This window comes from Acinetobacter sp. 797_lipA, from assembly GCF_058243025.1.
On the sequence record NZ_JBZAYQ010000001.1, the window covers coordinates 1,148,954 to 1,173,377 of the forward strand.

At 42.2% G+C, this 24,424-nt stretch carries 27 protein-coding genes and 1 pseudogene; 18 read left to right on the forward strand and 10 right to left on the reverse strand.

Annotated features, from left to right (window positions below; genetic code table 11):
* The first annotated feature begins 39 nt into the window (after positions 1-39).
* The 5 genes and pseudogenes from bioB to AC4CU2_RS05585 all read left to right on the forward strand — a co-directional run bounded on the left by bioB (position 40) and on the right by AC4CU2_RS05585 (position 4,407).
* The gene (bioB, locus tag AC4CU2_RS05565) at positions 40-1,032 is read left to right on the forward strand and encodes a biotin synthase BioB (RefSeq protein WP_490768407.1); all 993 of its coding nucleotides are present in this window, start codon (positions 40-42) and stop codon (positions 1,030-1,032) included.
* A 70-nt stretch (positions 1,033-1,102) separates the two neighbouring features.
* Positions 1,103-1,774: pseudogene (locus AC4CU2_RS05570) on the forward strand (class I SAM-dependent methyltransferase); the annotation flags it as partial.
* Positions 1,775-1,831: 57 nt separating this feature from the next.
* The gene (locus AC4CU2_RS05575) at positions 1,832-2,629 is read left to right on the forward strand and encodes a thioesterase family protein (protein ID WP_279043050.1); all 798 of its coding nucleotides are present in this window, start codon (positions 1,832-1,834) and stop codon (positions 2,627-2,629) included.
* A 91-nt stretch (positions 2,630-2,720) separates the two neighbouring features.
* Positions 2,721-3,494: a Rossmann-like and DUF2520 domain-containing protein gene (locus AC4CU2_RS05580; protein WP_490768408.1), complete on the forward strand. Its 774-nt coding sequence runs from the start codon at positions 2,721-2,723 to the stop codon at positions 3,492-3,494.
* 127 nt (positions 3,495-3,621) lie between these two features.
* On the forward strand, positions 3,622-4,407 hold the full coding sequence (locus tag AC4CU2_RS05585; RefSeq protein ID WP_490768409.1) for a fatty acid desaturase family protein: 786 nt from the start codon (positions 3,622-3,624) through the stop codon (positions 4,405-4,407).
* 53 nt (positions 4,408-4,460) lie between these two features.
* On the opposite strand, the gene trmB is transcribed toward AC4CU2_RS05585, so the two are convergent.
* Positions 4,461-5,177, reverse strand: a complete 717-nt coding sequence (gene trmB / locus AC4CU2_RS05590; protein WP_490768410.1) for a tRNA (guanosine(46)-N7)-methyltransferase TrmB — start codon at positions 5,175-5,177, stop codon at positions 4,461-4,463.
* A 193-nt stretch (positions 5,178-5,370) separates the two neighbouring features.
* On the opposite strand from trmB, the gene AC4CU2_RS05595 reads away from it, so the two are divergent.
* Complete coding sequence (locus AC4CU2_RS05595; protein ID WP_490769212.1) at positions 5,371-7,827, forward strand: ExeM/NucH family extracellular endonuclease; 2,457 nt, start codon at positions 5,371-5,373, stop codon at positions 7,825-7,827.
* A 66-nt stretch (positions 7,828-7,893) separates the two neighbouring features.
* Here AC4CU2_RS05595 and AC4CU2_RS05600 read toward each other — a convergent pair whose 3' ends face one another.
* Positions 7,894-9,336, reverse strand: a complete 1,443-nt coding sequence (locus AC4CU2_RS05600; RefSeq protein WP_490768411.1) for a SulP family inorganic anion transporter — start codon at positions 9,334-9,336, stop codon at positions 7,894-7,896.
* Positions 9,337-9,555: 219 nt separating this feature from the next.
* On the opposite strand from AC4CU2_RS05600, the gene AC4CU2_RS05605 reads away from it, so the two are divergent.
* The 3 genes from AC4CU2_RS05605 (at position 9,556) to AC4CU2_RS05615 (ending at position 11,233) form a co-directional block, all read left to right on the forward strand.
* Entirely contained in the window at positions 9,556-10,167 is a 612-nt protein-coding gene (locus AC4CU2_RS05605; RefSeq protein WP_078388936.1) for a glutathione binding-like protein, read from the forward strand.
* Between the two features lie 157 nt (positions 10,168-10,324).
* Positions 10,325-10,906, forward strand: a complete 582-nt coding sequence (locus AC4CU2_RS05610; RefSeq protein ID WP_490768412.1) for an NAD(P)H-dependent oxidoreductase — start codon at positions 10,325-10,327, stop codon at positions 10,904-10,906.
* A gap of 15 nt (positions 10,907-10,921) precedes the next feature.
* Entirely contained in the window at positions 10,922-11,233 is a 312-nt protein-coding gene (locus AC4CU2_RS05615; RefSeq protein WP_125273496.1) for a putative quinol monooxygenase, read from the forward strand.
* A 40-nt stretch (positions 11,234-11,273) separates the two neighbouring features.
* On the opposite strand, the gene AC4CU2_RS05620 is transcribed toward AC4CU2_RS05615, so the two are convergent.
* From AC4CU2_RS05620 to AC4CU2_RS05650, 7 genes are all read right to left on the reverse strand, one after another.
* Positions 11,274-12,005, reverse strand: coding sequence for a hypothetical protein (locus AC4CU2_RS05620; RefSeq protein ID WP_490768413.1), 732 nt, complete (start codon positions 12,003-12,005; stop codon positions 11,274-11,276).
* A gap of 161 nt (positions 12,006-12,166) precedes the next feature.
* A complete protein-coding gene (locus tag AC4CU2_RS05625) occupies positions 12,167-13,468 on the reverse strand; it encodes an IS4 family transposase (protein ID WP_039891156.1) in 1,302 nt (433 codons plus the stop codon).
* Positions 13,469-13,582: 114 nt separating this feature from the next.
* Positions 13,583-14,368: a thiazole synthase gene (locus tag AC4CU2_RS05630; RefSeq protein WP_004696243.1), complete on the reverse strand. Its 786-nt coding sequence runs from the start codon at positions 14,366-14,368 to the stop codon at positions 13,583-13,585.
* Positions 14,369-14,380: 12 nt separating this feature from the next.
* The gene (thiS, locus tag AC4CU2_RS05635; protein ID WP_078388931.1) at positions 14,381-14,578 is read right to left on the reverse strand and encodes a sulfur carrier protein ThiS; all 198 of its coding nucleotides are present in this window, start codon (positions 14,576-14,578) and stop codon (positions 14,381-14,383) included.
* A 19-nt stretch (positions 14,579-14,597) separates the two neighbouring features.
* On the reverse strand, positions 14,598-14,963 hold the full coding sequence (locus AC4CU2_RS05640; protein WP_078388930.1) for a DUF423 domain-containing protein: 366 nt from the start codon (positions 14,961-14,963) through the stop codon (positions 14,598-14,600).
* A gap of 129 nt (positions 14,964-15,092) precedes the next feature.
* On the reverse strand, positions 15,093-15,962 hold the full coding sequence (gene rpoH / locus AC4CU2_RS05645; RefSeq protein WP_004982243.1) for an RNA polymerase sigma factor RpoH: 870 nt from the start codon (positions 15,960-15,962) through the stop codon (positions 15,093-15,095).
* Between the two features lie 138 nt (positions 15,963-16,100).
* Entirely contained in the window at positions 16,101-16,334 is a 234-nt protein-coding gene (locus AC4CU2_RS05650) for a sulfurtransferase TusA family protein (RefSeq protein WP_234950430.1), read from the reverse strand.
* A gap of 391 nt (positions 16,335-16,725) precedes the next feature.
* On the opposite strand from AC4CU2_RS05650, the gene AC4CU2_RS05655 reads away from it, so the two are divergent.
* Together AC4CU2_RS05655 and rhlB are read left to right on the forward strand one after the other, a co-directional pair.
* Positions 16,726-16,938, forward strand: a complete 213-nt coding sequence (locus AC4CU2_RS05655) for a cold-shock protein (RefSeq protein ID WP_004648643.1) — start codon at positions 16,726-16,728, stop codon at positions 16,936-16,938.
* Positions 16,939-17,035: 97 nt separating this feature from the next.
* Positions 17,036-18,187: an ATP-dependent RNA helicase RhlB gene (rhlB, locus tag AC4CU2_RS05660; protein WP_004982241.1), complete on the forward strand. Its 1,152-nt coding sequence runs from the start codon at positions 17,036-17,038 to the stop codon at positions 18,185-18,187.
* 60 nt (positions 18,188-18,247) lie between these two features.
* On the opposite strand, the gene AC4CU2_RS05665 is transcribed toward rhlB, so the two are convergent.
* Positions 18,248-18,628 carry a hypothetical protein gene (locus AC4CU2_RS05665; RefSeq protein ID WP_004982234.1) on the reverse strand — a complete coding sequence of 127 codons (381 nt, stop codon included), beginning with the start codon at positions 18,626-18,628 and terminating at the stop codon, positions 18,248-18,250.
* A 232-nt stretch (positions 18,629-18,860) separates the two neighbouring features.
* Here AC4CU2_RS05665 and AC4CU2_RS05670 point away from each other — a divergent pair, with 232 nt between their 5' ends.
* The 7 genes from AC4CU2_RS05670 to AC4CU2_RS05700 all read left to right on the forward strand — a co-directional run bounded on the left by AC4CU2_RS05670 (position 18,861) and on the right by AC4CU2_RS05700 (position 24,421).
* Positions 18,861-19,436, forward strand: coding sequence for a nitroreductase family protein (locus tag AC4CU2_RS05670; protein ID WP_490768414.1), 576 nt, complete (start codon positions 18,861-18,863; stop codon positions 19,434-19,436).
* Between the two features lie 23 nt (positions 19,437-19,459).
* Positions 19,460-20,533: an NAD(P)H-dependent glycerol-3-phosphate dehydrogenase gene (locus AC4CU2_RS05675; RefSeq protein ID WP_004982230.1), complete on the forward strand. Its 1,074-nt coding sequence runs from the start codon at positions 19,460-19,462 to the stop codon at positions 20,531-20,533.
* 102 nt (positions 20,534-20,635) lie between these two features.
* Positions 20,636-21,091 (forward strand): phosphoglycerate mutase family protein, encoded by a 456-nt coding sequence (locus AC4CU2_RS05680; RefSeq protein ID WP_005400615.1) that lies wholly within the window; start codon positions 20,636-20,638, stop codon positions 21,089-21,091.
* Positions 21,092-21,120: 29 nt separating this feature from the next.
* A complete protein-coding gene (gspL, locus tag AC4CU2_RS05685) occupies positions 21,121-22,260 on the forward strand; it encodes a type II secretion system protein GspL (protein WP_490768415.1) in 1,140 nt (379 codons plus the stop codon).
* Positions 22,260-22,739, forward strand: coding sequence for a type II secretion system protein M (locus AC4CU2_RS05690; protein WP_490768416.1), 480 nt, complete (start codon positions 22,260-22,262; stop codon positions 22,737-22,739). Before gspL ends, AC4CU2_RS05690 begins: the two co-directional genes overlap by 1 nt.
* A 90-nt stretch (positions 22,740-22,829) precedes the next feature.
* Positions 22,830-23,840 (forward strand): quinone-dependent dihydroorotate dehydrogenase, encoded by a 1,011-nt coding sequence (locus tag AC4CU2_RS05695; RefSeq protein ID WP_078426204.1) that lies wholly within the window; start codon positions 22,830-22,832, stop codon positions 23,838-23,840.
* Positions 23,837-24,421, forward strand: coding sequence for a CvpA family protein (locus tag AC4CU2_RS05700; protein WP_004696270.1), 585 nt, complete (start codon positions 23,837-23,839; stop codon positions 24,419-24,421). Before AC4CU2_RS05695 ends, AC4CU2_RS05700 begins: the two co-directional genes overlap by 4 nt.
* The last annotated feature ends 3 nt before the right edge of the window (positions 24,422-24,424 follow it).

A 24,424-nucleotide genomic window follows, 5' to 3' on the forward strand; every position in this document is an offset into this window, starting at 1 on the left:
CAAAGGAAAGTCCGAAGTGAAAAGCAAAAGGAATAGCATATGCACCTGAGAAATGATTGGACTCGCGCTGAAATACAAGCATTCTACCAACAGCCTTTTTTAGATTTGGTCTTTCAAGCACAGCAAATTCATCGTCAGTACTTTGAAGCGAATGCCATTCAAGTCAGTACTTTACTGTCGATCAAAACAGGCAAATGCCCTGAAGACTGCAAATACTGTTCACAGTCTGCGCGCTATGACTCAAAGCTTGAAGCTGAAAAAAGAATTGCGGTTGAAAAGGTCATTAGCGAAGCACAGCAGGCGAAGGCCTCGGGTTCTACACGGTTTTGTATGGGCGCGGCATGGCGCAATCCACATGAACGCGATATGCCTTATGTCTTGGATATGGTGCGTGAAGTCAAAGCATTGGGTTTAGAAACCTGTATGACCCTAGGCATGCTAAATGCCTCCCAAGCCGAACGATTAAAAGGTGCAGGACTCGATTATTACAACCATAACTTAGACACGTCTCGTGAGTACTATCCAAATGTGATTAGTACCCGTAGTTTTGATGACCGTCTAGATACCTTAAGTCATGTTCGAGAGGCAGGCTTAAAAGTGTGTAGTGGCGGGATTGTTGGCCTAGGTGAAGAGACCAAAGATCGAATTGGCTTGTTGTTTGAATTGGCGACTTTACCGATACATCCTGAGTCTGTGCCGATCAACATGCTGGTTCCAATGCAAGGTACGCCTTTGGCAGAAGTTGACAAGTTAGATGTGACGGAGTGGATTCGCACTATTGCGGTAGCGCGGATCATTATGCCGAAAAGCTATATTCGTCTGTCCGCGGGACGTGAATCGTTGTCCGATGCCGATCAAGCTTTGGCTTTCATGGCAGGCGCAAATTCACTGTTTTCGGGTGAGAAATTGCTGACTACGCCAAATACGGCACAAGGCAAGGATCAACAACTCTTTCAAAAGCTGGGTCTACATGCAGAAAAAGCCAAACCGCAACTTACTGAGTTAACGGTCGATGCTATGGCTGTGGCTTAAGTGCTAGAACATACGGTCATGAACGTGTAGATTTAGGGCGACGAATAAAAGTAGATGAGTGAATAATAAAATGGCGAAAGACTTTCAGAGTCAAACTGTAGTGGATGGTTATGATCAACATATTCGTAAGCTCATTCCAGGTTATGAGTTGGTTCATCTGCAAATTCAAGCCATTTTAAAAACACATCTACCAGAACATGCGCATGTATTGATTGTGGGATGTGGTACAGGTTATGAGCTTTCATATTTGTTGGCGCAGCATCCAACGTGGAGTTTTACCGCGGTTGACCCATCTTTGACCATGATTGAAAAAGCGAAGCAGTTATTGAGCGAGACCCATAGTGATTTAACGCGGGTTCACTTTGTGCATGGTGATACGACGGCATTACAGGAAAGTTCACAGTTTGATGCCGCTTTAGCCATATTGGTGGCGCATTTTATTCCACTTGAAGCAAAGTCATTCTTCTTTGCCGACATTTTACGCTGTCTTAAAAATCAAGCCATTTTACTCAGCTATGACCTGATGCGTTCTAGTGTTGACACTGAACTCAATGTTTTACAAACCTTATGTCAGAGCAATGGTTTGACGGTGGTACAGAGTGAAAAAATGATTGAGCGCCTGCAACAAGATTTTTATTTAGTCTCGGCCAGCCAGATGCGAGAGCTTCTGACTAAAGTTGGATTTCATGAAGTACGAACTTATAGTCAACTGTTGAATTATTATGGTTTTTTTTGCACAAAAGTAAAAACCAATGGCAGTGAAAAGATACATTTTAAAGATAAGAATGAAGGAATACACATGGCAGCCTATTATCAACTTTTAAATCGTGAACAGCACAGTGATGGAAGCTGTACGGCGTCTTATCTTTCCAATATTCATGCACAAGGCGCATGGAACCCGCATGAACAGCACATGGCACCTGCAACAGGGGTTTTATGTGCGGAGTTAGAGCAGTTTCAACCACGCGATGAGATGCGCATTGGACGCGTGAGTTTAGATATTTTTGGACTGATCGCTTTTGGTGAGTTTACGGTGCATACCAGTGTCATTCGTGCTGGAAAAACCATTGAACTGATCGAGGCGGAAATGCAGGCAAACGGGAAGACTTGTATTGTGGCCCGTGCTTGGAAAATGATGAAGCAAGATACCAGTGCAATTGCAGGGCTAGAAGATCAATCGATTGTACATCCTGAAACTTTGCCAGTATGGGATGGAATGAAATGTTGGCCGGGTGGTTATATCCAAAGTATTGAGACACGTGCGGCAGAAGGGCACCGTGCTGGTAAAGGCATTGTCTGGTTACATAATGATTTGGACATGGTGGAAGCTCAGGACACATCAAGTTTTGTGCGGTTATTGGGTATGGTCGACACAGCCAACGGTATTGTGCCACGTCAAAATCCAGCATCTGGATGGGGCTTTCCCAATTTAGACTTACAACTGCATTTATACCGTTTACCTCAAGGGAAATGGTTAGGTTTGGAAGCGACTCAGCAATATGGTGATGATGGTATTGGCTTAACCAGTGCGGTTTTGCACGATGAACAAGGGCCATTTGGCCGTAGTGAACAGATTTTGACTCTGCGTAAGTTTTAGTTGGTCAGTATCAATTTAATAAAAAAAGGATGAATTGCTTCATCCTTTTTTTATTGGCATGCTGTAGGCACTTTAAAATAGTGAAATGAAGATGCGGATCAGTTTAATTGGAGCGGGGCGGGTGGCTCATCATTTGGCTAAAGCCCTGATGTCTCAGCATGAAATCATCAATATTTATAGCCGAAGCTTCGACAAAGCCGCGGATTTAGCGCAAGTCGTACATGCAAAGGCGGTCAGTCATTTTAAGCAGTTAAATGCTGATGTGGATTTGGTGATTATTGCAGTAAGTGATCAGTCTATTCCGAGTGTGATTTCGGCCTTGACTGAATATCTGCCGAATGTGTTGATTGTACATACTTCGGGGAGTACAGCTCTTTCAGTTTTGGCGACGAAACATGCACGTGCAGGAGTTTTTTATCCCTTACAGACCTTTAGCTTAGAACGTAAAATTGATTGGTCAAATACACCGTTGTTTGTAGAAGCCACTGAAAATACGGATCTTCAAAGACTACATATACTGGCAGAAAGCCTGAGCCAACGCGTGTATAGCTACAGCTCTGTGCAGCGTCTAAGTTTGCATTTAGCGGCCGTTTTTGCCTGTAATTTTAGTAATTATTGTTATGACATGGCAAAACAAGTGGTGGATGCAGAGCAGGTCGATTTTAATCTCTTGTATCCCTTGATCTTAGAAACCGCGCAGAAAGCCACACAGAATGATCCGAAGCAGATGCAAACTGGCCCTGCGATGCGTCAAGATCAGAATATTCTACAGATGCATCAACAGATGCTTGGACAAGCTCAACGAGCGGATCTTGCTGAGGTATATGCCTTAATGAGTCAGCAGATCAGTCAACGTCACAGTTGACATTTAAAATAATAAACGAAGAAGCGAGTCACAAAGAACAAGCAAAGCCACTGAAAACGTGGCTTTTTTTATGCCCTAAGATTCGGTACAGTGTTGCTTAAAATAAATACAAACAAATAGAGGGTATATGCGTTCACATTCATTATTAGAACAAGTGCAGTGGAAAGATCTCGTTCATTTAGGCCGTACCGATGTGATCAGTGAATTATTTATCTCTTTGCCATGGTTGATTGTCTCTTTCATTTTTGCAGGTTTACAGTGGTATGTCTTGGCGCTGTTTTGCTCGTTTATGTTTTTCTTAACAGGGCTCAGGCAGGTGCATAACGCTTTTCATTTTGCCTTAGGTATTAGCCGTCCTGCGACTCATTGGGTCATGTTTGTTTTGAGCATCGTCATGCTCGGTTCGATGCATGCTGTACAAATTAATCACCTCCGCCACCATCAGCACTGTATGCAGGACGAAGATATTGAAGCAAAAAGTGCAACCATGAAGTGGTGGCAAGCTTTGCTTTTTGGCCCAGTTTTTCCATGGATATTACATAAAAAAGCCTTTGAGGTTGGGACTAAAACCCAGAAAAAATGGATGTCTGCTGAGCTTGTTGCCAACGTCATGGTATTGTTTTTGGTTTTTGTGATCTTGGATATCAGTATTTTAAAATACCATGTCAGTGCCATGTTGATTGGACAATGCATGACGGCTTTTTTTGCGGTGTGGACGGTGCATCATGATACGGAAGATCATGTGTATATGGCGCGTACTGTGCGTAATGAGTTTAAACGGGTCGTGACCTACAACATGTTTTATCATGTGGAGCATCATTTGTTTCCCGCAGTGCCGACACGACGTTTACATATTTTGGCAAAACGTTTGGATGAACATGATCCAACGGTTGAAATTCGGCATGTGTTTTAAAACATCGGACATAAAAATAGGGCTCTCGGCCCTATTTTTATGAGATCTGAAATTTATTTAATTTTCTTAAATAAGAAGTCGTTGATCTTATGACCTTCTTCGAGTCCACGACGTTCAAATTTAGTTTGTGGACGCCAGTCTGGACGCGGGTAACTGTTACCTTTACCTGCCATATTTTCAAGATTTTGACGGTTATCGAGTACATCAATCATCCACTCTGCATACGGTTCCCAGTCTGTCGCTGCGTGGAATGTGCCACCCATTTCCAACTTTTGCTCAACCAGTGGCATACGGTCATGGGAAACGAAACGACGTTTGAAGTGACGTTTTTTCTGCCATGGATCTGGGAAGTAGAGTTGCACAGCGTTGATGCTGTTATCTGGCATTTCACGTAATACTTGAATGGCATCTGCATCTAAAAGACGAAGATTGATTAAACCTGCAATTCCAGCTTCATACACACATTGCGCAATCCCCGGAACATGCACTTCAATCCCGACATAGTTACGTTCAGGGTTGGCCTGTGCCATCAACACCAATGAACGTCCCATACCAAAGCCAATTTCAACCGTGAGCGGACGCTCTGGATGTTCAAACTGCTGACGTAAGTCGCCTACAGGATATTCCAAAATCATGTGACCATATTGTTCAAGCGCAGTGCGTTGCGAGGTGTTCAGCGGAGATGAACGACGCATAAATGTCACAATTTCGCGGTGTTCATTTAAGTTGTCTAGCTCGACGACTTGCTGGTCTAATTGATCATTCGTCATAATTTTGGCAGATGTAGAAATTCGAAAGCGGTATTGTAAGTCCTGAGCAGGACAAGTCAAATTTTTTACTCAGAATTTATCAAATTCAGCACGCTCTATTTTGATTAGCCTAAAAACTGTCATCATTTATTAATCATGATGTAACGAATAAAAATTAACCTGCCATACGATTTAACCAACTGATAAAAAAATGATGAAAAATTTTAAGCCACAGATATTAAGCCTGAGCCTGATTTTGGCAGGTTGTTCTTTTCCTGCGTATGCACAACTATTATTTAGTCAGTATGTAGATGGAACTTCAAATAAGAAAGGATTGGAAGTTTATAATCCAGATCCGACGACGGTCAACTTGGCAGAATATCAGATCAAGCAGTTTGCAAATGGCAGTAGCAGTGCAAATTTGACGGTGAGTTTGACAGGGCAATTGGTAGGAAAGGGGCATTATCTAGTCGGGCATTCTGCTTTAAAAGAAGCGCTGGGCGATGCGGTACAACAGCAGGCGAACTTAGCTTTCAATGGTGACGATGCTTTGGTGCTTTATCATAATGGTATTGCGATTGACCGCTTTGGTACAGTGGGCGAAAGACCAAGCACTGGATGGGGTAGTGTTGCAACAGCGAATAGTTTTAAACGCATACTATTAAGTAATAATGTTTCTAGTACGGGGATAGACGTTACCGCGCCGTTTGATTTGGCATCGGCATGGGAAAAATGGTCAGATCGAGATGCTTTTTCCAGTTATCTTGCTGGAAATACAGTGGTACCACCATTGACCACCGTGAGCTGTAGTACGACAGCTACCCCAATTGCAGCATTGCAAAGTGCCGCGCAAGATGTGGAGTATGTGGTGAAAGGCGTAATCACGGCTGATTATCGTTATAACAATGGTTTTTCAGGTTTCTTTGTCCAAACTCCAGATGCTCAGGCTACTGCAAATACCAGTAATGCGGTGTTTGTCTATGTTCCCTCTTCAAGTCGCGTGACCGGTGGGCAAGTCGGGCAGGAAGTCATTTTCAAAGGCAAACTGAAAACCTATCAAAACCAATTACAGCTTCAAGATTTAAGCAGCGATATAAACGTATGTAATCCTTCGGCAAGTGATTGGGTTAAGCCAATGGCGATCAATTTGCCCTTTGATAATTTGACTGAAATGTCAGGCCATGCACCAAAACGCTATCAAGGCATGTTGGTCAATATTCCTCAAACCTTAACGGTCAGTGAAAACTATGACTATGGGCGTTATGGTCAGTTGGCTTTAAGCCCCGCGCGTTTATATATCCCAACCAATCTATATCCTGCTCATTCAACCGAAGCCAAAGCACTGGCACAGCAAAATTTACGGTCTAAACTCATTTTGGATGATGGTTATAATAATCAGAACAGAACGCCGTGGTTGCCAACTTCCTTTAGTGCTAAAAACACCCTACGAACAGGTGCACAACTGCAAAATGTACAAGGCATTTTAGAATACCGCTATAACCAATGGCGAATTCAACCTGTGCTTGGTGCAACAGCGCCGCAAGTCTTAGACACGACAAACCCACGTGCAAGCGTTCCAGCAAAGGCTACACAGCAAGTTCGTGTTGCAGCATTTAACGTACTGAATTATGACAATGGTTTGGCACAAGGTTTTCCAACTGAACGTGGTGCAAGTTCTGAGGCTGAGTTTAAAAAGCAACATCTGAAAATTGTCAGTGCATTAAAAGCGATTGATGCAGATGTTTATGGTCTGATGGAAATTGCCAACAATGGTTATGGCGAGCGTAGCGCAGTTGCTTATTTAGCTGAGGCACTTGGAAGCGACTGGAAATATGTAACGCCTCCGAATGCTGACAAACTTGGAACCGATGCGATTGCTGTTGCTATTATTTATAATGCCAAGCGGGTCAAACCAATCAATGTTGCAGCGGTCTTTGATGACCAGAGCCAGAAAAACCGAGTCACGATGGCGCAGACCTTTCAAGCCTTATCAGGCGGGAAAACTTTTACGGTTATTCCGAACCATTTGAAGTCTAAAGGTAGCTGTCCAGATGATAAAATTTCGATAGAGGCAGATCAGGGCGATGGTCAAGGTTGCTGGAATCCAACCCGCGTTAAAGCGGTACAAGCGTTAATGCAATGGGTCGCGAAAAATCCAACACAGGTAAGTAAACCGAATGTCTTACTGTTGGGGGATATGAACAGTTATGCCAAAGAAGATCCAATTCTGGCGCTTGAACAAGCCAACTATAAAGTGCTGTTGAATGATGGAAAAATTGGTCAGGGGAAAGCAGCTTATAGCTATGTTTTCGGCGTAGCCAGTAATACCCAAGGTTATGGTGGTGCAGGCAATTTAGACCATGCGATTGCTGATGCAGCACTTTATCCTTTGGTGAAAAAAGCATTTGCATGGCATATCAATGCAGATGAACCGACGGCACTAGACTATAACGAAGAATATAAAACTGAGGAGCAAATTGCTGCATTCTATGCGGACGATGCTTACCGCTCTTCTGACCATGACCCCGTGATTGTGGATTTAGACTTAAACGATGCAGTGGTTAACGATGAGGATAAAACCAGTGCGGGAAGTACAGGGTTGTGGTCTGCATTAGGGTTAATTGGTTTGGCCTTGTATGGCAGTTTAAGACGTCGCAAGAATCAGTCTTAACTTGCTTTATGGATAATAATAAAAGGGCGTCATCGCCCTTTTAATTTGTTTATGATTTGAAACCTTTTATGAGCTGATACGGTCAATGAGGGTAGTGCTGGCTTCATTTAAGCCTAACACCTCGACCACAACACCTTGGGCTTCAAACTTTTCAACTACAGCATTTAACATTTGGACTGAAGTCATATCCCAAATATGTGCATTACTGAGTTCAATTTCAACCTTCTGAATATGTTCATTAAAGTCAAAAAACTGAAAGAATTTCTCTGAACTACTAAAGAAAATTTGACCGCCTACTAGATAGCGACGGGTATGGTTATGTAGTTCCGACTGGACATGAACCGTACTTTCCAGCTTGTTTATGAAAAATAATGCAGACAGTAAAACTCCGACAAAGACACCTAAGGCAAGATTATGTGTGGCTAAGACAATCATCACGACACTCAACATCACTACATTACTTTGTAGCGGGTGTTTAGCGATGTTTTTAACCGAGTCCCATTGGAATGTAGTAAACGCCACCATGATCATAATGGCAACCAAAGCCGCCATCGGAATATAAGCTAGCCAATCCTTAAAAAACACCACTAAACATAGCAGAAATACACCTGCTACTAGGGTCGAAAGTCGAGTACGCGCACCAGAGCTGACATTAATCACAGACTGCCCAATCATGGCACAGCCTGCCATACCGCCCATAAAACCACTCACAATATTGGCCATGCCTTGTCCACGACATTCTTGATGACGGTCGCCTTCGGTGCCTGTAACTTCATTGACTACCGTGGTGGTCATCATGCTCTCAAGCAGGCCCACGGTTGCCAGTGTGATGGAGTAAGGAAAAACAATCTGGAGCGTTTCAAAGTTCAGTGGAATATCAGGCAGTAAAAAAATAGGTAAAGTATCGGGAAAATGACCTAAGTCACTGACCATACGCATATCCGCACCTAAAAACAGCGCCAAAGTGGTGAGAACAATAATACAAATCAGAGGCGAGGGGATCGCTTTACCTATTTTAGGAATATAAGGGAATAGGTAAATGACAGCGAGGCCAAGGGCTACAAAGACATAACCCATACTGTCCATTCGGTTTAATTCGGGCAGTTGTGCCACAAAAATCAATATCGCCAATGCATTTAAAAAGCCATAGACCACGGACTGTGAAACAAAGCGCATCAGTTTAGCGACTTTAAAATAACCCGCTATGATCTGAATCACACCAGTGAGAATGGTTGCTGCCAGTAAATACTGGAGACCATGTTCTTTGACCAAGGTGATCATCAGTAATGCCATCGCGCCTGTTGCTGCGGAAATCATGGCAGGACGACCGCCAAAGAATGCAATGCTTACTGCGATACAAAAGGAGGCGTAAAGACCGACCTGAGGGTCGACACCTGCAATGGCTGAAAAAGCAATAGATTCGGGTATGAGTGCAAGTCCTACCACTAAACCAGCAAGAACATCGGTACGAATGTTAGAAAACCATTCATTTTTTTTAAGGCTAATCACAGATCAAATTCATTTTAGGGTCAAGGGCGCTATGTTAAAACAACTCTGTCGCAAATTGCAGTGTTGTTGTACTTGAAAAAAAATGTGAATTAGACAATATTCAATAGGCGAACGAATGATTTTTCGTTTACGCTTTTTTGCAATTTACAGGTTTTGATCACTTGAAAGTTTGTTAGAAGCCATTTAAAACAGAGAATAGAGTTATAACAAGGATCAGATATGAAGCTTTATTATGCACCGGGTGCGTGCTCACTTGCGGCGCACATTATCCTCAATGAAATTAATGTTGACTTTGATTTAGTCCGAGTAGATTTAAAAACACATAAAACAGAAAAAGGTGCAGATTATTACGAAATTAATCCAAAAGGATATGTACCCGCTTTAGAAATTAATCCAGGTTTGATTCTGACTGAAAATGTAGCCATTTTGCCATTTTTAGCACAACATGATCCAAAACAAGATCTTATTCCGCCATCGGGTTTGGGGCGTGCCAAAGTTTTAGAATGGTTAGGTTATTTAAACTCTGAATTGCACGATGCTTATGCTGTTTTCTTCGGTGCGCCATTAGATGCTGCTGCCAAAGAAAAAGCCTACGCTGAGATTGATCGTTTACTCAGTTATATTGATAAACAAATTGGTGAGTCGGATCATGACTATTTGGTCGATGATAATTTTGGCCCCGCAGATGCGTATTTATTTGTCCTCACCAATTGGTCAAATGGCATCGAACATGACTTATCACCATATAAAAATATTATCTTTATCCGTAATAAAGTGGCTGAACGTCAGTCGGTACAAATAGCAATGCGAGATGAAGGTCTAATTCCTTAATTTTGATGCATTGAAGAAGCGCCGAAAGGCGCTTTTTTTCATACTTTAAAATTTATTATTGATATTTAGTCAATAATATTTTGCAGATTCACTACTTTTTAGCGCAGAACAGAGTCTTTATAGTGCCTGCATAGATTTTGGTTTTTAGGCTCTTCCCATGAAAAATATTTTATTAATTAACGGTGCGAAAACTTTTGCACACTCAAATGGTCAGTTAAACGATACCTTAACTGAACTTGCACAAGAGGTCTTGTCAGGCTTAGGACATCAGGTTCAAGTGACACGCGCTGACAGTGAATATGATGCAAAAGTTGAAGTGGAAAAATTTCTGTGGGCAGACACCGTGATTTACCAAATGCCGGGTTGGTGGATGGGTGCACCATGGACTGTGAAAAAGTATATCGATGATGTCTTTACCGAAGGGCACGGTAGTCTGTATGCCAATGATGGTCGCTCACGTGCAGATGCTTCAAAAAAATATGGTTCAGGTGGTCTGATTCACGATAAAAACTATATGCTGTCGTTGACATGGAATGCACCGATGGATGCATTTAATGATGCTGAACAATTTTTCCATGGGGTTGGGGTCGACGGGGTTTATTTACCTTTTCACAAAGCCAATCAGTTCTTAGGAATGAAAACCTTACCGACGTTTATTGTCAATGATGTGATTAAAGCCCCTGAAGTTGAAGCCTATATGGCACAGTACCGTGACCATTTGACGCAAGTTTTTGCTTAATCGGGAGAAGTGACCATGTTAACTGTAATAGCTGAAATTATTTGTCATTCAGAGCAAGATTTTACAACGGTTCTTGATTCATTCAACAACATCCGTGAGCAAGTATTACAAGAGCCCGGTTGCCATCTCTATGATGTGCATATCGACCATCCTGCTGTTGAGAGTGCATTACAAACCAAAGTACCGTTTTCAATCATGATGTATGAAAAATGGGAAAGCATGCAGCATTTAGAAACCCATATGCACAGTATCAATATGCAGCAACATGCTCAAGCAACCGAAGGTGCAGTTGCTCATGTACAAATTCGTATTTTAGAAGCGCAATAAGTGATGCATATGAGTTTGACAGCGCTTTTCTTCGCTCCGTTTATTGAAACTCCAGTGTTTCATTAAACTGAACCTGTTCGAGTTTCAATGCATAACGCTGTTTTAATGTTGACCATTGAACTTTGACAGGTTGTGTTGTTTCAGCAAACTCATTTTTACCTGTTGTACTTTTTACTTTGCCTGTCATAAAGTTGATACTTCGCGCCGTGATGTCGCCTGATGCACGGTGGAAATCATCGACATCATAACCAATCAGTTTAAATGCACGGTCTTGGTATCGGAAGGTATACGTGTGATTGGTCACATACCACGAACCACAGCTTAACCAGTAGTGCAAATGAACTTTAAGCACACCTTTTTGAATGCTTAATGCTTCAGTCTCACCGAGTGGATCTGCGAGGCAAGGGGACTCTATGTCACCTTCTGTCGGCAAAGTAGTATTAGTCGCCGCAAGTTGATAACCATGCGTTTGCTTCAATAAAAGCAAAATTTTTCGTCCATTGATATTGAGGACATCACTCCCTAAGCGATCATTTTTAACAATATGTTCAGGATTGGTGTCTTCAATAATCAGGGCAATATCCGCTTGACCATCTTGGTTTAAATCACCTTGGACTTTTTCTAAAATCTTCCAGTTTTTTGGCACAAAAGATTGGTAGCTTGTTTTGAGAGTCGGTTTTTCCTCTACTTTGGCCCAAGCATTGCTTGTGAGTGTTATGAAAAATAGGGTGTTGAGTATGAGTGTTGGTCTGATCCATTTTTGAATGGGCATCGTTTCCTCTCATTTTTATATGGTTATCGATGTTAATAAATAAAGATGGTTGAGTGTATCAAAGCGTGTGGCGAAATGTCCCTACAACCTAGGTCATCATAAAGTGTTGTCCTAGTGTTGAAATAAATAAAAAAGGACTCCGAAGAATTAATGCCAGTCAGTTAAGAAATTGACTGGCATTTTCTTGGGTACTTTTGAGGCTTTATTTTGACGACTCTAGGGCATTGCCTTGATCTTCTTTCAGGCAAAACAAACATTTTAGACTGTTCCAGCAAACGCTCTAAATGCTTGGGCAAATTCCCTGCCGATTCCAGCGGAGTATGCCTTAATATATTGATAATGCTGATTGAAGCAATATGGAAACTGATACGCAAAGGGCTGACTTTCGCCCGTTGAGCCATAAATTTCATTTGCCTTCTAAGAATATTATAAGCAATCAATACACCCCATAATTCCTGATACACCAATTCAGGCTGCTTGCTTCTTAAATGCATCCCATCTTGCAGGTCGCTCTTGATTTCACGGTAGCACATCTCGATTTCCCAGCGCTGAGCATACAGCGTACTGACCTCTTCCAGAGGATAAGCCTTTGAATCTAATAATGATGTAACGTATCGTCTAACCCTTCCAGACTGTTCAGTTTCAATCAGGCGGGCTTCCCAATAGTCACCTAAATCCGGATTCAGTTTCTTCGCTCTTGGAGAAACAGGCATTCTGATTTGAAAGTCATGCGCTGAGTTTTTCCTGATAATTTCATAGCGCAGATTGTCTTTAGCCCGCATAAGCCAATGGCAGTTTTCCCGAGACTGCCACCCTGATAAGAAATCAGCAGAGAAGTAGGCCCGGTCAAATAAAGTCAGGCTATTTGCAGGCACTTTCAATTTCTTCGCTAAAGTCAGCTCGCCTTGATCCATACTTCCAATCCCGGCATCAATCACTTCATGAGTATTGGTGTTGATCAGGCAAACCGCTCTGGCTTGCGGCCAAGGTGCTGCTATCGTTTTGCCTTTGGAAGAACCGAAGTGCCTGAAGTTCTCATCTGTGTGGGGCATGGACCAGACGGCTCCATCTACAGCGCAGATGCTTAGGCCATGAAAGGCGGAATATTGCGGCTGAGAATCTTCAAACCATGTCTGACTCAGTGTATTGAACAGGACATTTAAAGGCTCCAGACCCAAGCGCTGTCTGGCCTGCACTGATGCGCTTGGGGCGCAGCTTTCAGCCGTGCCAAAAACCAGCTGCAGCTGCTGAACAACATACCAGATGGGCTGGTCGCGGAACAATGCAAGTCCAATAACTAGCCATACAGCATGCTCTGCGGGGAGTTTTCTTTTTCTGACCGATGCTTTCCCGGTCCGTTTTAAACAGTCTTCAATCCAGTTTAAATCAATTAATTCGCTAAAATTAGAAAGTGAAGGAGCTGTCTGCTGAAATGCTGAACTTAAATTCTGAGAAAAAGTCATAAAAAAATGAGCGTATCTGGATACGCTCATTTTTACCGCATTTCAGCTATTTTGTCTTAACTGATCAGCATTACTCCGAAGAATCCTTTTTATCGCTTAAAACAGATTAAGAGATTATTTAAAGAAATAACCTGTTTCTGGTGAGCTTGCGTTGGCCATACGTTTGCGAGGCATACGGCCTGCGAGAAATGCTTCTCGACCCGCTTCAACTGCTTTTTTCATAGCAGAAGCCATTAAAATTGGTTGCTGAGCGGCAGCAATCGCGGTATTCATCAACACGCCATCACAGCCGAGTTCCATGGCAATGGCTGCATCGCTTGCCGTTCCCACACCAGCATCTACTAATACAGGGACTTTGGCATTTTCTTTAATAATAGAAATCGTGTGTGGATTTAAAATTCCTAAACCAGAGCCAATCAAACTACCTAAAGGCATGATGGCAACGCAGCCCATGCTTTCAAGTTCTTGTGCCACAATTGGGTCATCCGAGGTATAGACCATGATTTCAAAACCATCGTCAATCAAGGTACGTGCCGCTTTTAATGTTTCGGTAATGTTTGGATATAGCGTTTTTTCATCGCCCAATACTTCAAGCTTGACCAAGTTATGACCGTCTAATAATTCACGCGCCAACATACAGGTACGCACGGCACTATTGGCATCAAAGCAGCCTGCTGTATTTGGGAGAATGGTATATTTTTCAGGTGGGACCACGGACAATAAGTTTGGTTGATCAGGATGCTGACCAATATTGACCCGACGAATCGCAACCGTCACGATTTCTGCGCCACTGGCTTGAATGGCCAAATCGGTTTCTTGCAGGTCTTTATATTTACCTGTGCCCACCAGTAGACGAGATTGAAATGATCTAGAACCAATGATGAGAGGGCTGTCTTGCATGTGAACTCCGTATTAACCGCCACCGACGGCATGAATAATTTCAATTCGATCCATTGCACAAATTGGGGTGTGTTCCAATTTACTTTTACTAATAATGTTTTCATTTTGCTCAACAGCAAAACGTTTGCCTTCAAGTGCAAAGGTTTGCACCAACTCAAGCAGGGTTTTACATTCGGTATGCTGTAGTTCACCGTTTAAATAAATCTGCATCGTGCTCATCTCTAGTTATTTACTTGGCATATTTCATGGCATTCCATGCCAAAACCAACCAACCTGCAATCATCAATGCCCCACCAATCGGGGTAATCGCACCTAGGCCACGCGGTAAGCCCAATGCCATGACATACAGGGAACCACAGAAAAAGAAGATGCCAACTTGAATCAGTAAAAAGCTGGTTTTGATGGGAAGTTGGGGAATAACTTTGGCCAAAATGCCAAGCGCCAGTAAACCAAGTGCATGGTAAATAAAGTAATCAGTTGCAGTTTGCCACCAAGCCAATTGGGCTTCAGTAGCACGTGCTTTGAGACCATGTGCGCCAAAGGCACCTAATATAACGGCAAACGCTAAATTCAGCGCTGAAATCGCAATCCACATATGCAATGCTTTACTTATATCACTGTGCGCAACAAAGTAGCATATTTTTAAGACAGGTTAAAAGACAAAAAGTCTCATTTATTGGTAAAAAGAAAAGGGCATTTCGCCCTTTTCTGTATTGGTATCATCTTAGTTTGATGACATCGCCACTTTAATTTTTTCCATGGCATTTTTTTCAAGCTGACGAATACGTTCTGCGGAAACATTATATTCAGCAGCCAGTTCGTGCAGCGTCGATTTTTCATCATCTAACCAACGGCGCTGTAAAATATTACGTGAACGATCATCAAGTTGTTCCATCGCATCATGCAGAGCATTGGTGCTTTGTTCTTCGTAATCTTCTTCTTCAGCCAAACGCGCTGGGTCGTAGCGGTTATCTTCAAGATAAAGCGCAGGTGCAACATGGGTTGAACCTTCATCGTCATCATCACCCTGAGCTTCAAATGCTGCATCATAAGCAGTTAAACGACCTTCCATTTCCAACACTTGTTCAGGTGTTACATTGAGGTCATTTGCAATCGATTGCGCTTCTTTTAGAGTGAGCTTTTTGGACGATTTTTTTAGACTACGTAAATTAAAGAACAGTTTACGTTGTGCTTTAGTTGTCGCAATTTTGACAATACGCCAGTTACGAATCACATATTCATGAATTTCTGCTTTAATCCAATGCACCGCAAAAGAGACCAAGCGTACGCCCATGTTTGGGTCGAAGCGTTTAACGGCTTTCATTAAGCCCAAGTTACCTTCTTGAATGAGGTCACCTTGAGGTAAGCCGTAGCCTGCATAACTGCGGGCAATATGAACCACAAAACGTAGATGCGACATGACTAGAAGTTTAGCGGCATCGAGGTCTTGGTCATAATAGTAGCGTTCAGCTAGCTCTTTTTCTTGTTCCGCTGTCAAAATCGGGATTTGGTTGACAGTACTAATATAAGCGCCCAAGTTTACACCTGGTGCCGATAATGACAGGGGCATCAATTGATTGCTGCTGTCACTCATGTGTTCTCCTTAGGGATTTCATTTTTACCCAACAATTGAATTTATCTTAATCCAATCTTCCACTGAATAATGGAAAATTGGGTATAGAAATGTAAACTTTTATGCAAATGTGAATAGACTTAGTGTAATTGAAAAGAATTAAGATTCAATGAAGTAGTGAAATTCATGTTCATTAATTTGTTTCAAAACACAAGTTAAATGATGGATTTCGCAATAACGCGTGATATCGATCTGACTGTGCGGATCAGACGATTTTAATAGAAAATGCTGCGCCGGACTCTTTTTAAGTGCGCGTTTAAGCAACAACAGAGGCATAGGACATGGTTGCCCTATTGCATCAATAATGTTGGTATTTTGTTCGATATCACTCATATAGCTAGGGCAGGCTTCACAACATTTAGGTGGGTAGAAATAGTAGCAAATTCAGTGCCAAAACCCAAATATTTCATGTGTTGTAGGCCTATAGTCGCTATATCTAAAATTACAAATAACTAGTTAAAAAATATGCTGAATTAAAAAGACGATTAATCAAAAAAAAGGGTATGAATTGTTTTTAACCCATGTTAAGCTCGTCGCGTACTGGGATTTAACACAACCATAAATTGTTTTAAATCCTATTTTACAAATGGATGTAACCGGGATTTTGTTAATAGTTATACAGAATGATTACAAGCTTAGAAATAATAAATATTTTTAAACCTTGTTTGGTCTGCTGTTTGCAACACCGGGTGGTCCTTCTTTTAGATACAATGAGGATTAACTTATGACAGCTCGTGAACAAGGCGTAGTTAAATGGTTCAACGACACTAAAGGCTTCGGCTTTATTCAACGCAATGGCGGCGACGATGTATTCGTTCACTTCCGTGCAATCCAAGGCGACGGCCACCGTTCACTACGTGACGGCCAACGCGTTGAATTCAGCGTTGTAAAAGGTCAAAAAGGCTTCCAAGCTGAAGAAGTACAACCTTTAGACTAATTGTCTGAACGTACTTTAAAACGCCTCAATGTAAATTGGGGCGTTTTTGTTTATACTACAGATTAATTTTCGTGATTTTTCGTCAGAGCGCACATATATGTCATCAGGTTTTGAAACCTTAAATTTACATCCTCAACTTAAACGAGCTATTGATGCTTTAGGTTTTAAGGATATGACGCCTATTCAGCAAAAGGTTTTAAAATTCACTTTGGCGGGACACGATGCAATTGGTCGTGCGCAAACGGGAACTGGTAAAACAGCGGCATTTTTGGTGAGCGTGATTAACGACTTGCTGAATAACCCAATTCAAGAGCAGCGCTACCGCGGTGAACCTCGCGCCTTGATTTTAGCACCGACCCGAGAGCTTGCATTGCAAATTGAAAGCGATGCGAAAGAACTCACGAAATTCTCAGATTTACATGTCGTGACGCTTTTAGGCGGCGTTGACTTTGATAAACAAAAAGCACAACTTGATAAAAAACCTGTCGATATTATGGTGGCGACGCCAGGTCGTCTGATTGACTTTGTTGAACAAAAAGAAGTTTGGCTCGACCAGATTGAATTTTTAGTGATTGATGAAGCCGATCGCTTATTGGATATGGGCTTTATTCCTTCAGTAAAACGTATTGTTCGTTTCTCACCGCGTAAGGAACAACGTCAGACTCTGATGTTCTCTGCAACGTTTAGTTACGATGTTTTAAACCTTGCACAGCAGTGGTTGTTTGAACCTGTAACTGTTGAAATTGAGCCAGAGAAGAAGACCAATGCAGATGTTGAACAACGGGTGTACATGGTCGCAAAGTCAGATAAATATAAATTGCTACAAGACATTCTGCGCGATGAGCCTATTGAAAAAGTGATGATTTTCGCAAATCGGCGCGATCAAGTGCGTAAACTCTATGACAACTTAAAGCGTGATGGCTATAAAGTGGTGATGTTGTCAGGTGAAATCGCACAAGACAAACGTTTGAAAATGCTAGATCAATTTAAAAATGGTCAACATAACATCATGATTGCAACTGATGTTGCGGGGCGTGGTATCCATGTGGATGGTGTATCGCATGTGGTGAATTTCACCTTGCCTGAACAGTCGGATGACTACGTACACCGTATTGGTCGTACAGGCCGTGCAGGTACAAGTGGTGTGAGTATTAGTTTTTTATCTGAAGATGATGCGTTCTATCTACCCGAAATTGAAAAAGCCATTGGGCAAAAACTACCACTGACACGTTTAGAAGGTTATTGCTAATCGTTTGACGTGATTGGTGTAAAAAAAACCGCTCAGATAAGCGGTTTTTTTATGGCATCTTTATTTTGCTTTACACGAAAAAGTCAGGATTGTTTGATAGTCACTGTCTTGGTTAATGCCTGAGTTTGTACCCGAAATAGAACCTAGTACAGATGCGGCTGCTTGGATCATTTTTCCAGTTTCATCGCTCACGACGCCTTTTAAAGCACCTTGATATTCAGTTTTTTCATCACTCACAATCGCCGTTGCTTTAGAGCCACAAGTTTTAGCTGCTGCTTCAATGGCGTTGTTTTTTGCAATCAATGCAGTTTTACCAATACCCGTAACTTCGTATTGATTGTCAGCTTTTTGGATCGCCAAAGAATTGCTTGGTGTCGATGCACAAGCGCTTAGAAGTAGTGTTAGTGCTGCTGCTCCAGCAATAGCGATATTCTTTTTCATTTCATACCCCAGTCATGTTTTATTAAATCATTGTTTATTGGAACATAGCTTGTCGGATGAATCATGTAAGAAATGTATGAAAAATGCAGTCTTATCGAATAGTTTAAAAAGTACTCAATATTTTAAAATTAGTTTTGCCAAAACTGGGTATTTCATACTGAAGCGCTAGAGCAAACTTTTCAGAGTGTGCTACTCTAAAACGTATTGTTTAATTTGAAAGATTAAGAGCCTAATGACGGAACTCGCGGTAGATATCGTTCACCAGAATATGCATCAACGTCAATCGATTGGCCATTTGGTCGAGCCTGCTCCCAATGCAGAACAATTAGAGCGAGCATTTCAAGCCGCATTGACTGCGCCAGATCATCATCGTTTAAAGCCGACACGTTTTATCGTAATTGCTGAAGATCAACGTGAGGCATTTGGTGAGTTATTGTCACAAGCCTTGGCTGATTTGGGCGAAACGGAATCAGCACAATTAGAGCGTGTTAAAAATCATCCTTTTCGTGCCCCATTACTGGTTTTGGCACTGACTAAATTTCAATCGCATCCGAAAGTCCCTAATTTTGAGCAGACTTTGAGTAGTGGGGCTGCTATTCAGAATTTTATTTTGTCCTTACAAGCTCAAGGTTTTTCGAGTATGTGGCGTAGTGGAGCAGTGGTGGAATCGGTGCATTTCAAACAGGCTTTGGGCCTCACCGCAGATGATTTGATCTCAGGTATTTTATATATTGGTACGGCAGTTAAAGCAATTCCGCCACGTGCCGAAATTCAAACCCAAGATTATGTAAGTTATTGGAATCAATAGTTCCATTTTAGGATATAAAAATAATGTCAGAGTTAAAATTTTCAGATTTGGTTGAACCTGTAGCAGTAGATCAAAAAACGGCACTACGTATTACAGTTTTGGGTGGTGGTAGTTTTGGGACGGCCATGGCGAATACCGCGGTTCGTAATGGCTGCGATACCATGATTTGGATTCGTGATGAAGCGGTTGCGGCTGATATTAATGCGACGCACGTAAATAAACGCTATTTGCCCGATTTTAAACTTGAAGATGGTTTACGTGCAGTTTCAAATATAGAAGAGGCTGTTCGTGATCGCGACATTATTTTGGTGGCGATTCCGAGTCATTCTTTCCGTGATGTCCTTAAACAAATCAAACCGTTTATTACTTCGCAAGCAGTGGTGTCTTTGACCAAGGGTATTGAAGCGAATACTTTTAGTTTTATGAGTGATATTATTCGCTCAGAGCTACCAGAAGTGCCTTATGGCGTGTTATCTGGGCCAAACTTGGCCAAGGAAATTGTGGCAGGACAACCAGCGGGAACAGTCATAGCAAGCCAGTCTGACTTAGTGCGTTACGCTGTACAACAAGCTTTGCATAGTGCCTTGTTCCGTGTTTTCGCCAGCGATGACGTGCATGGTGTAGAACTTGGCGGTGCGCTTAAAAACATTTATGCGGTTGCGATGGGAATGGCTGCTGCATACAAAGTCGGTGAAAATACGAAGAGTATGATTTTGACTCGTGCTTTGGCGGAAATGAGTCGTTTTGCTGTGAAGTTAGGGGCAAATCCACTGACCTTCTTAGGATTGTCTGGTGTCGGAGATTTATTCGCAACGTGTAGCAGTCCACTCAGTCGCAACTATCAAGTTGGTTTTGCATTGGGTCAAGGTAAGAGCTTGGAACAGGCAACCACTGAATTGGGGCAAACAGCAGAAGGCATTAACACGATTGTGCAAGTCAAAGCACGTTCCGAAGAGTTGGATGTGTATATGCCGATTACTAGCGCTTTATACAGTGTTATTTTTGAAAATGCGCCACCAATGACAATTGCATTATCCTTAATGAAAAATGGACACCGCAGTGATGTGGAGTTTGTTTTGCCGCATCATGAGGTTTAAAGTCACTTAAAAAACGAAATAAAATGAGCGTTTAAGTGGGTAGAATGACTGAATTGTCATAAAAATTAATTAAAATAATCAGGATTTGAATAAGGATTTTTTATGCAACTGACTTTGGTACGTCATGGCGAAGCTGCACCACCGATCATGGGGAATGACACTAAGCGCCCACTCACCGAACGTGGGCATGCACAGGCAGAGCAAACTGCTGACTTTTTAAAGTCACGGATCCAACCTGATGTCTTTGTGGTTAGCCCATTGCTGCGTGCGCAGGAAACATTGGCACACATTAAACAGCACTTTGCGGATGTACCTGTTGTAATCTGTAATACCATTAAGCCAGATGATGATGCAAAAGCGGCTGTGGAATGGTTATCACATTTGCCGTATGAGTCTATTGTAGTGGTGTGTCATATGAATGTGGTGGCACACATGGCCTCGATTTTGGTGACAGAATCTTTCAATCCTTATGCTTTGGCTGAAGCACGGATTTATGAGCAAGCAGTTATTGCGGAAGGCTTGTCGACACAAACAAAAGCATTTATACCTAGCATATAAAAACCAATTAAAACGGCAGAATATAATACATGTTGCAAATTTGGATGCCCGAAGCCGATGGAACATGGCACTGGTCTATAGGTGAAAGATGGCAATCTGCTCATACACTTGAGCAATTGATCCAAGATATACAAGCGCATCATGGTGAGGAAGCAACTGTTTTCTTTCCAAGCCGTGATGTGCAAATTATTCAGCAAAATATGCCTAAGGCTCAATACAAGCAGTTGGGGGCTGAAGGTGTGAAGTATTTGCTCGAAGAATATGTATTGAGCTCAATCGATCAGATGAAAGTATTACATCACTTTCAAGCGCCTGAACAACTCACTGTTTTGGGTATTTCAAAGCATCGTTTAGAGACTTTGCAGCATGCCTTGAGTTTGATTCCTGTGAAGCTGGTCAGTCTATTGCCTGATTTTCTGATTTTGCCTGTACCTGACGCAGAGCAGGTAATCTTGGGTTGTATTGAAGAGCGACTCTTATTTCGCTCTAATACTTGGTTGGGCGGATCAATTGATGATCTTGCTGTATTTTTAGATTATCAAGCAGCCAATCAAAAATATAAGATTTGTAACTTGAGTGCTTCACACATGGATAGCTTAAACGCCAGTGTGACGCAGGAGCAGCTTGAGTCTTTCCATTATGAATGGGTGGTATTGCCAAGAGCAAAACAGCATCCATGGAATCTTTTGCCGAAGGTGAAAGAGCAACATGTTTCAACGGGCTATTGGAAAGCCTGTGCAGCGGTATTGGTTGCGTTGATTGTGACCCAACTGACCTACGATGCGACGCGTTGGTATCAAAATAAAAAGCTTGCAGAGCAAGTGGCTGTGCAAGCAGTCGATCAATTTAAATATTGGTTTGGTGCGAACTATCCTGTGAGCGAGCAAACCCTGCGAAGCCAGTTTGAATATCAACTGAATATGAATAAACAAGCTGATGCTCAAGCTTTATCTTTATTGAGTCGCGTTGGTCCTGTGCTCATGCAACAGCAAATTGTGGCAAATCAGGTGATGTATGAAGCAAATAGCTTAAATATGCAACTTAAAGCTAACTCGGCAGAGGCTTTACAGACACTCACTCAGCAGCTTAATCAACAAGGTTTTCAGGTTGAATTAGGCAATATTCAGCCGACCACGGGTGGGGCAATTGGAATGGTGAAAATACAATAATGAAAGCCATGCAAAATTTACAAACTGTTTTGGATCAGCGTTTAGAGCTGATCAGTGCTTATTTTGATCGTCTTACACCGCGCGACCGTGTATTAGCCATCTTCTTGGTCATTTTTGTCTTGGTGAGCTCGATAGGGGCTGCGCTTTGGTATACCCATGCTGCGGCAGAGAAACAGCAAAAACGCGTGAACCAGCTCAAAGAAACCATGACATGGATGCAGAGCAATGCAGTCATCATGAAATCGAGCTCAGATGGGCAACTGACTCCGATGGAGCAGATCCAACGTATTGCACAGCAGCAAGGTTTGTCGGTTGCTTCGCAGCAGAATGCTGAACAAATTCAGTTGGTGGTAAGCCACGCAAACTATGTGGTGTTGGCCAACTTTTTGACTCAACTAACGCAAAATGGTTTGAGTATTGAAAAAATGGAGTTGGTCTCAGATGCAGGGCAGATTAAATTATCGGCGAGCGTGAAATAATCGCTAAAAATAAAGCCAGACGAAGCATGGTGTTTTAGCGAGGCTATGCCTATAATATGGCGACTTAAAAAGCAGTAGACTTTTACAGATATGTTGTATTCTCTTGCCCGCCCTTTGTTGTTTACTTTAGCACCAGAGCGTGCACATGAGCTAACACTATCGCTATTGAAATCAACGCATAAGCTAGGCTTAATGCGTCAAAATATAGCGGCTAAACCGGTGACATGTATGGGCATCGAGTTCCCCAATCCTGTAGGTTTGGCTGCTGGTCTAGATAAAAATGGTGCTTATATTGACGCACTGGCAGGTCTAGGGTTTGGTTTTATTGAAATTGGAACCATTACTCCGCGTCCACAGCAGGGCAATCCTCTACCGCGTTTATTCCGTATCCCACAAGCTAAAGCCATTATTAACCGTATGGGTTTTAACAACGATGGCGTGGATCAACTGATTGAAAATGTCAAAGCGGCAAAGTTTAAAGGTGTTTTGGGGATTAATATCGGCAAAAATGCGGATACTCCAGTAGAAAACGCAGTAGATGACTATCTCATTTGTTTAGAAAAAGTCTATAACTATGCGTCTTATATTACCGTCAACATTTCTTCTCCAAATACAAAAAACCTGCGTAGTTTGCAAAGTGGCGATGCTTTAACCGAGTTGCTAGAGACGCTGAAAAAACGTCAGTTAGAGTTGGCTGAAGAGCAACAGCACTATGTACCACTGGTACTGAAAGTTGCGCCGGATTTGGAAGCGGAAGATATTCAATTTATTGCGAAACAACTGCTTCAGTTTAAAATTGATGGTCTGATTGTGACCAATACGACTTTGTCTCGTGAAGGGGTGGAAAACTTACCTTTTGGTGATGAAGCGGGTGGTTTATCTGGTGCGCCTGTGTTTGAGAAAAGCACAGCGTGTTTAAAAGCCTTTGCTGAGGTTTTAAAAGGTCAGATTCCTTTGATTGGTGTGGGGGGGATTTTGTCGGGTGAGCAGGCGCTTGCAAAACAAAATGCAGGGGCAAACCTTGTACAAGTTTATAGTGGCCTCATCTATACAGGACCAACCTTAATTCAAGACTGCGTCTCTGCAATGAAAACAACATGAATGCCATTGATATCTTCATATTGATTGTATTGCTCATTGGAGGGCTCAACGGTTTGCGTCAAGGATTTGTTAAAGCCTTTGCGAACTTGATAGGATGGATTTTAGCGCTGATTGTTGGTGCTAAATTTGCAAGCGTCCTAGCACCTTCGATGGTCTCACTCAGTGAAGATCCAGTGGTTCAAAAAATTGCAGCTTTTGCATTTATTGTATTGGTTATTGTGGTTTTGACGTGGATAGTCACGGCATTACTGAATAACATATTGAAGAGTTTAAAACTCGGGCCTTTGAATCGATTAGCCGGCGGTGCTTTTGGTTCATTAAAAGGGTTGTTAATTGTTCTGATTACGATGCAAGGTGTCGGGTCTTGGGTTGAAAGTTCTCCATATTGGAGACAATCCAAATTTGTCCAAACACTTTTGCCTTATGCGCCATGGGCGATGGAGCTTTCTAAAGAGGCTGCAAGCGAGGCGATGTCACATATCAAGTCTAAAGATACGCATGTATCTTCAGATTCTTCACCGAAAATTTCCTCGAAAAATGCTGAGGGACAGGGTGAGTCAACAAATAATCCTTTTTATTAATCC

Excerpts from the sequence above, each read along its gene's own strand:
- bioB (WP_490768407.1), top strand. The coding sequence starts at position 40 with ATGCACCTGAGAAATGATTGGACTCGCGCTGAAATACAAGCATTCTAC.
- AC4CU2_RS05575 (WP_279043050.1), top strand. The coding sequence starts at position 1,832 with ATGGCAGCCTATTATCAACTTTTAAATCGTGAACAGCACAGTGATGGA.
- AC4CU2_RS05580 (WP_490768408.1), top strand. The coding sequence starts at position 2,721 with ATGCGGATCAGTTTAATTGGAGCGGGGCGGGTGGCTCATCATTTGGCT.
- AC4CU2_RS05585 (WP_490768409.1), top strand. The coding sequence starts at position 3,622 with ATGCGTTCACATTCATTATTAGAACAAGTGCAGTGGAAAGATCTCGTT.
- trmB (WP_490768410.1), bottom strand. The coding sequence starts at position 5,177 with ATGACGAATGATCAATTAGACCAGCAAGTCGTCGAGCTAGACAACTTA.
- AC4CU2_RS05595 (WP_490769212.1), top strand. The coding sequence starts at position 5,371 with ATGAAAAATTTTAAGCCACAGATATTAAGCCTGAGCCTGATTTTGGCA.
- AC4CU2_RS05605 (WP_078388936.1), top strand. The coding sequence starts at position 9,556 with ATGAAGCTTTATTATGCACCGGGTGCGTGCTCACTTGCGGCGCACATT.
- AC4CU2_RS05610 (WP_490768412.1), top strand. The coding sequence starts at position 10,325 with ATGAAAAATATTTTATTAATTAACGGTGCGAAAACTTTTGCACACTCA.
- AC4CU2_RS05615 (WP_125273496.1), top strand. The coding sequence starts at position 10,922 with ATGTTAACTGTAATAGCTGAAATTATTTGTCATTCAGAGCAAGATTTT.
- AC4CU2_RS05620 (WP_490768413.1), bottom strand. The coding sequence starts at position 12,005 with ATGCCCATTCAAAAATGGATCAGACCAACACTCATACTCAACACCCTA.
- AC4CU2_RS05625 (WP_039891156.1), bottom strand. The coding sequence starts at position 13,468 with ATGACTTTTTCTCAGAATTTAAGTTCAGCATTTCAGCAGACAGCTCCT.
- AC4CU2_RS05630 (WP_004696243.1), bottom strand. The coding sequence starts at position 14,368 with ATGCAAGACAGCCCTCTCATCATTGGTTCTAGATCATTTCAATCTCGT.
- thiS (WP_078388931.1), bottom strand. The coding sequence starts at position 14,578 with ATGCAGATTTATTTAAACGGTGAACTACAGCATACCGAATGTAAAACC.
- AC4CU2_RS05640 (WP_078388930.1), bottom strand. The coding sequence starts at position 14,963 with ATGTGGATTGCGATTTCAGCGCTGAATTTAGCGTTTGCCGTTATATTA.
- rpoH (WP_004982243.1), bottom strand. The coding sequence starts at position 15,962 with ATGAGTGACAGCAGCAATCAATTGATGCCCCTGTCATTATCGGCACCA.
- AC4CU2_RS05650 (WP_234950430.1), bottom strand. The coding sequence starts at position 16,334 with ATGAGTGATATCGAACAAAATACCAACATTATTGATGCAATAGGGCAA.
- AC4CU2_RS05655 (WP_004648643.1), top strand. The coding sequence starts at position 16,726 with ATGACAGCTCGTGAACAAGGCGTAGTTAAATGGTTCAACGACACTAAA.
- rhlB (WP_004982241.1), top strand. The coding sequence starts at position 17,036 with ATGTCATCAGGTTTTGAAACCTTAAATTTACATCCTCAACTTAAACGA.
- AC4CU2_RS05665 (WP_004982234.1), bottom strand. The coding sequence starts at position 18,628 with ATGAAAAAGAATATCGCTATTGCTGGAGCAGCAGCACTAACACTACTT.
- AC4CU2_RS05670 (WP_490768414.1), top strand. The coding sequence starts at position 18,861 with ATGACGGAACTCGCGGTAGATATCGTTCACCAGAATATGCATCAACGT.
- AC4CU2_RS05675 (WP_004982230.1), top strand. The coding sequence starts at position 19,460 with ATGTCAGAGTTAAAATTTTCAGATTTGGTTGAACCTGTAGCAGTAGAT.
- AC4CU2_RS05680 (WP_005400615.1), top strand. The coding sequence starts at position 20,636 with ATGCAACTGACTTTGGTACGTCATGGCGAAGCTGCACCACCGATCATG.
- gspL (WP_490768415.1), top strand. The coding sequence starts at position 21,121 with ATGTTGCAAATTTGGATGCCCGAAGCCGATGGAACATGGCACTGGTCT.
- AC4CU2_RS05690 (WP_490768416.1), top strand. The coding sequence starts at position 22,260 with ATGAAAGCCATGCAAAATTTACAAACTGTTTTGGATCAGCGTTTAGAG.
- AC4CU2_RS05695 (WP_078426204.1), top strand. The coding sequence starts at position 22,830 with ATGTTGTATTCTCTTGCCCGCCCTTTGTTGTTTACTTTAGCACCAGAG.
- AC4CU2_RS05700 (WP_004696270.1), top strand. The coding sequence starts at position 23,837 with ATGAATGCCATTGATATCTTCATATTGATTGTATTGCTCATTGGAGGG.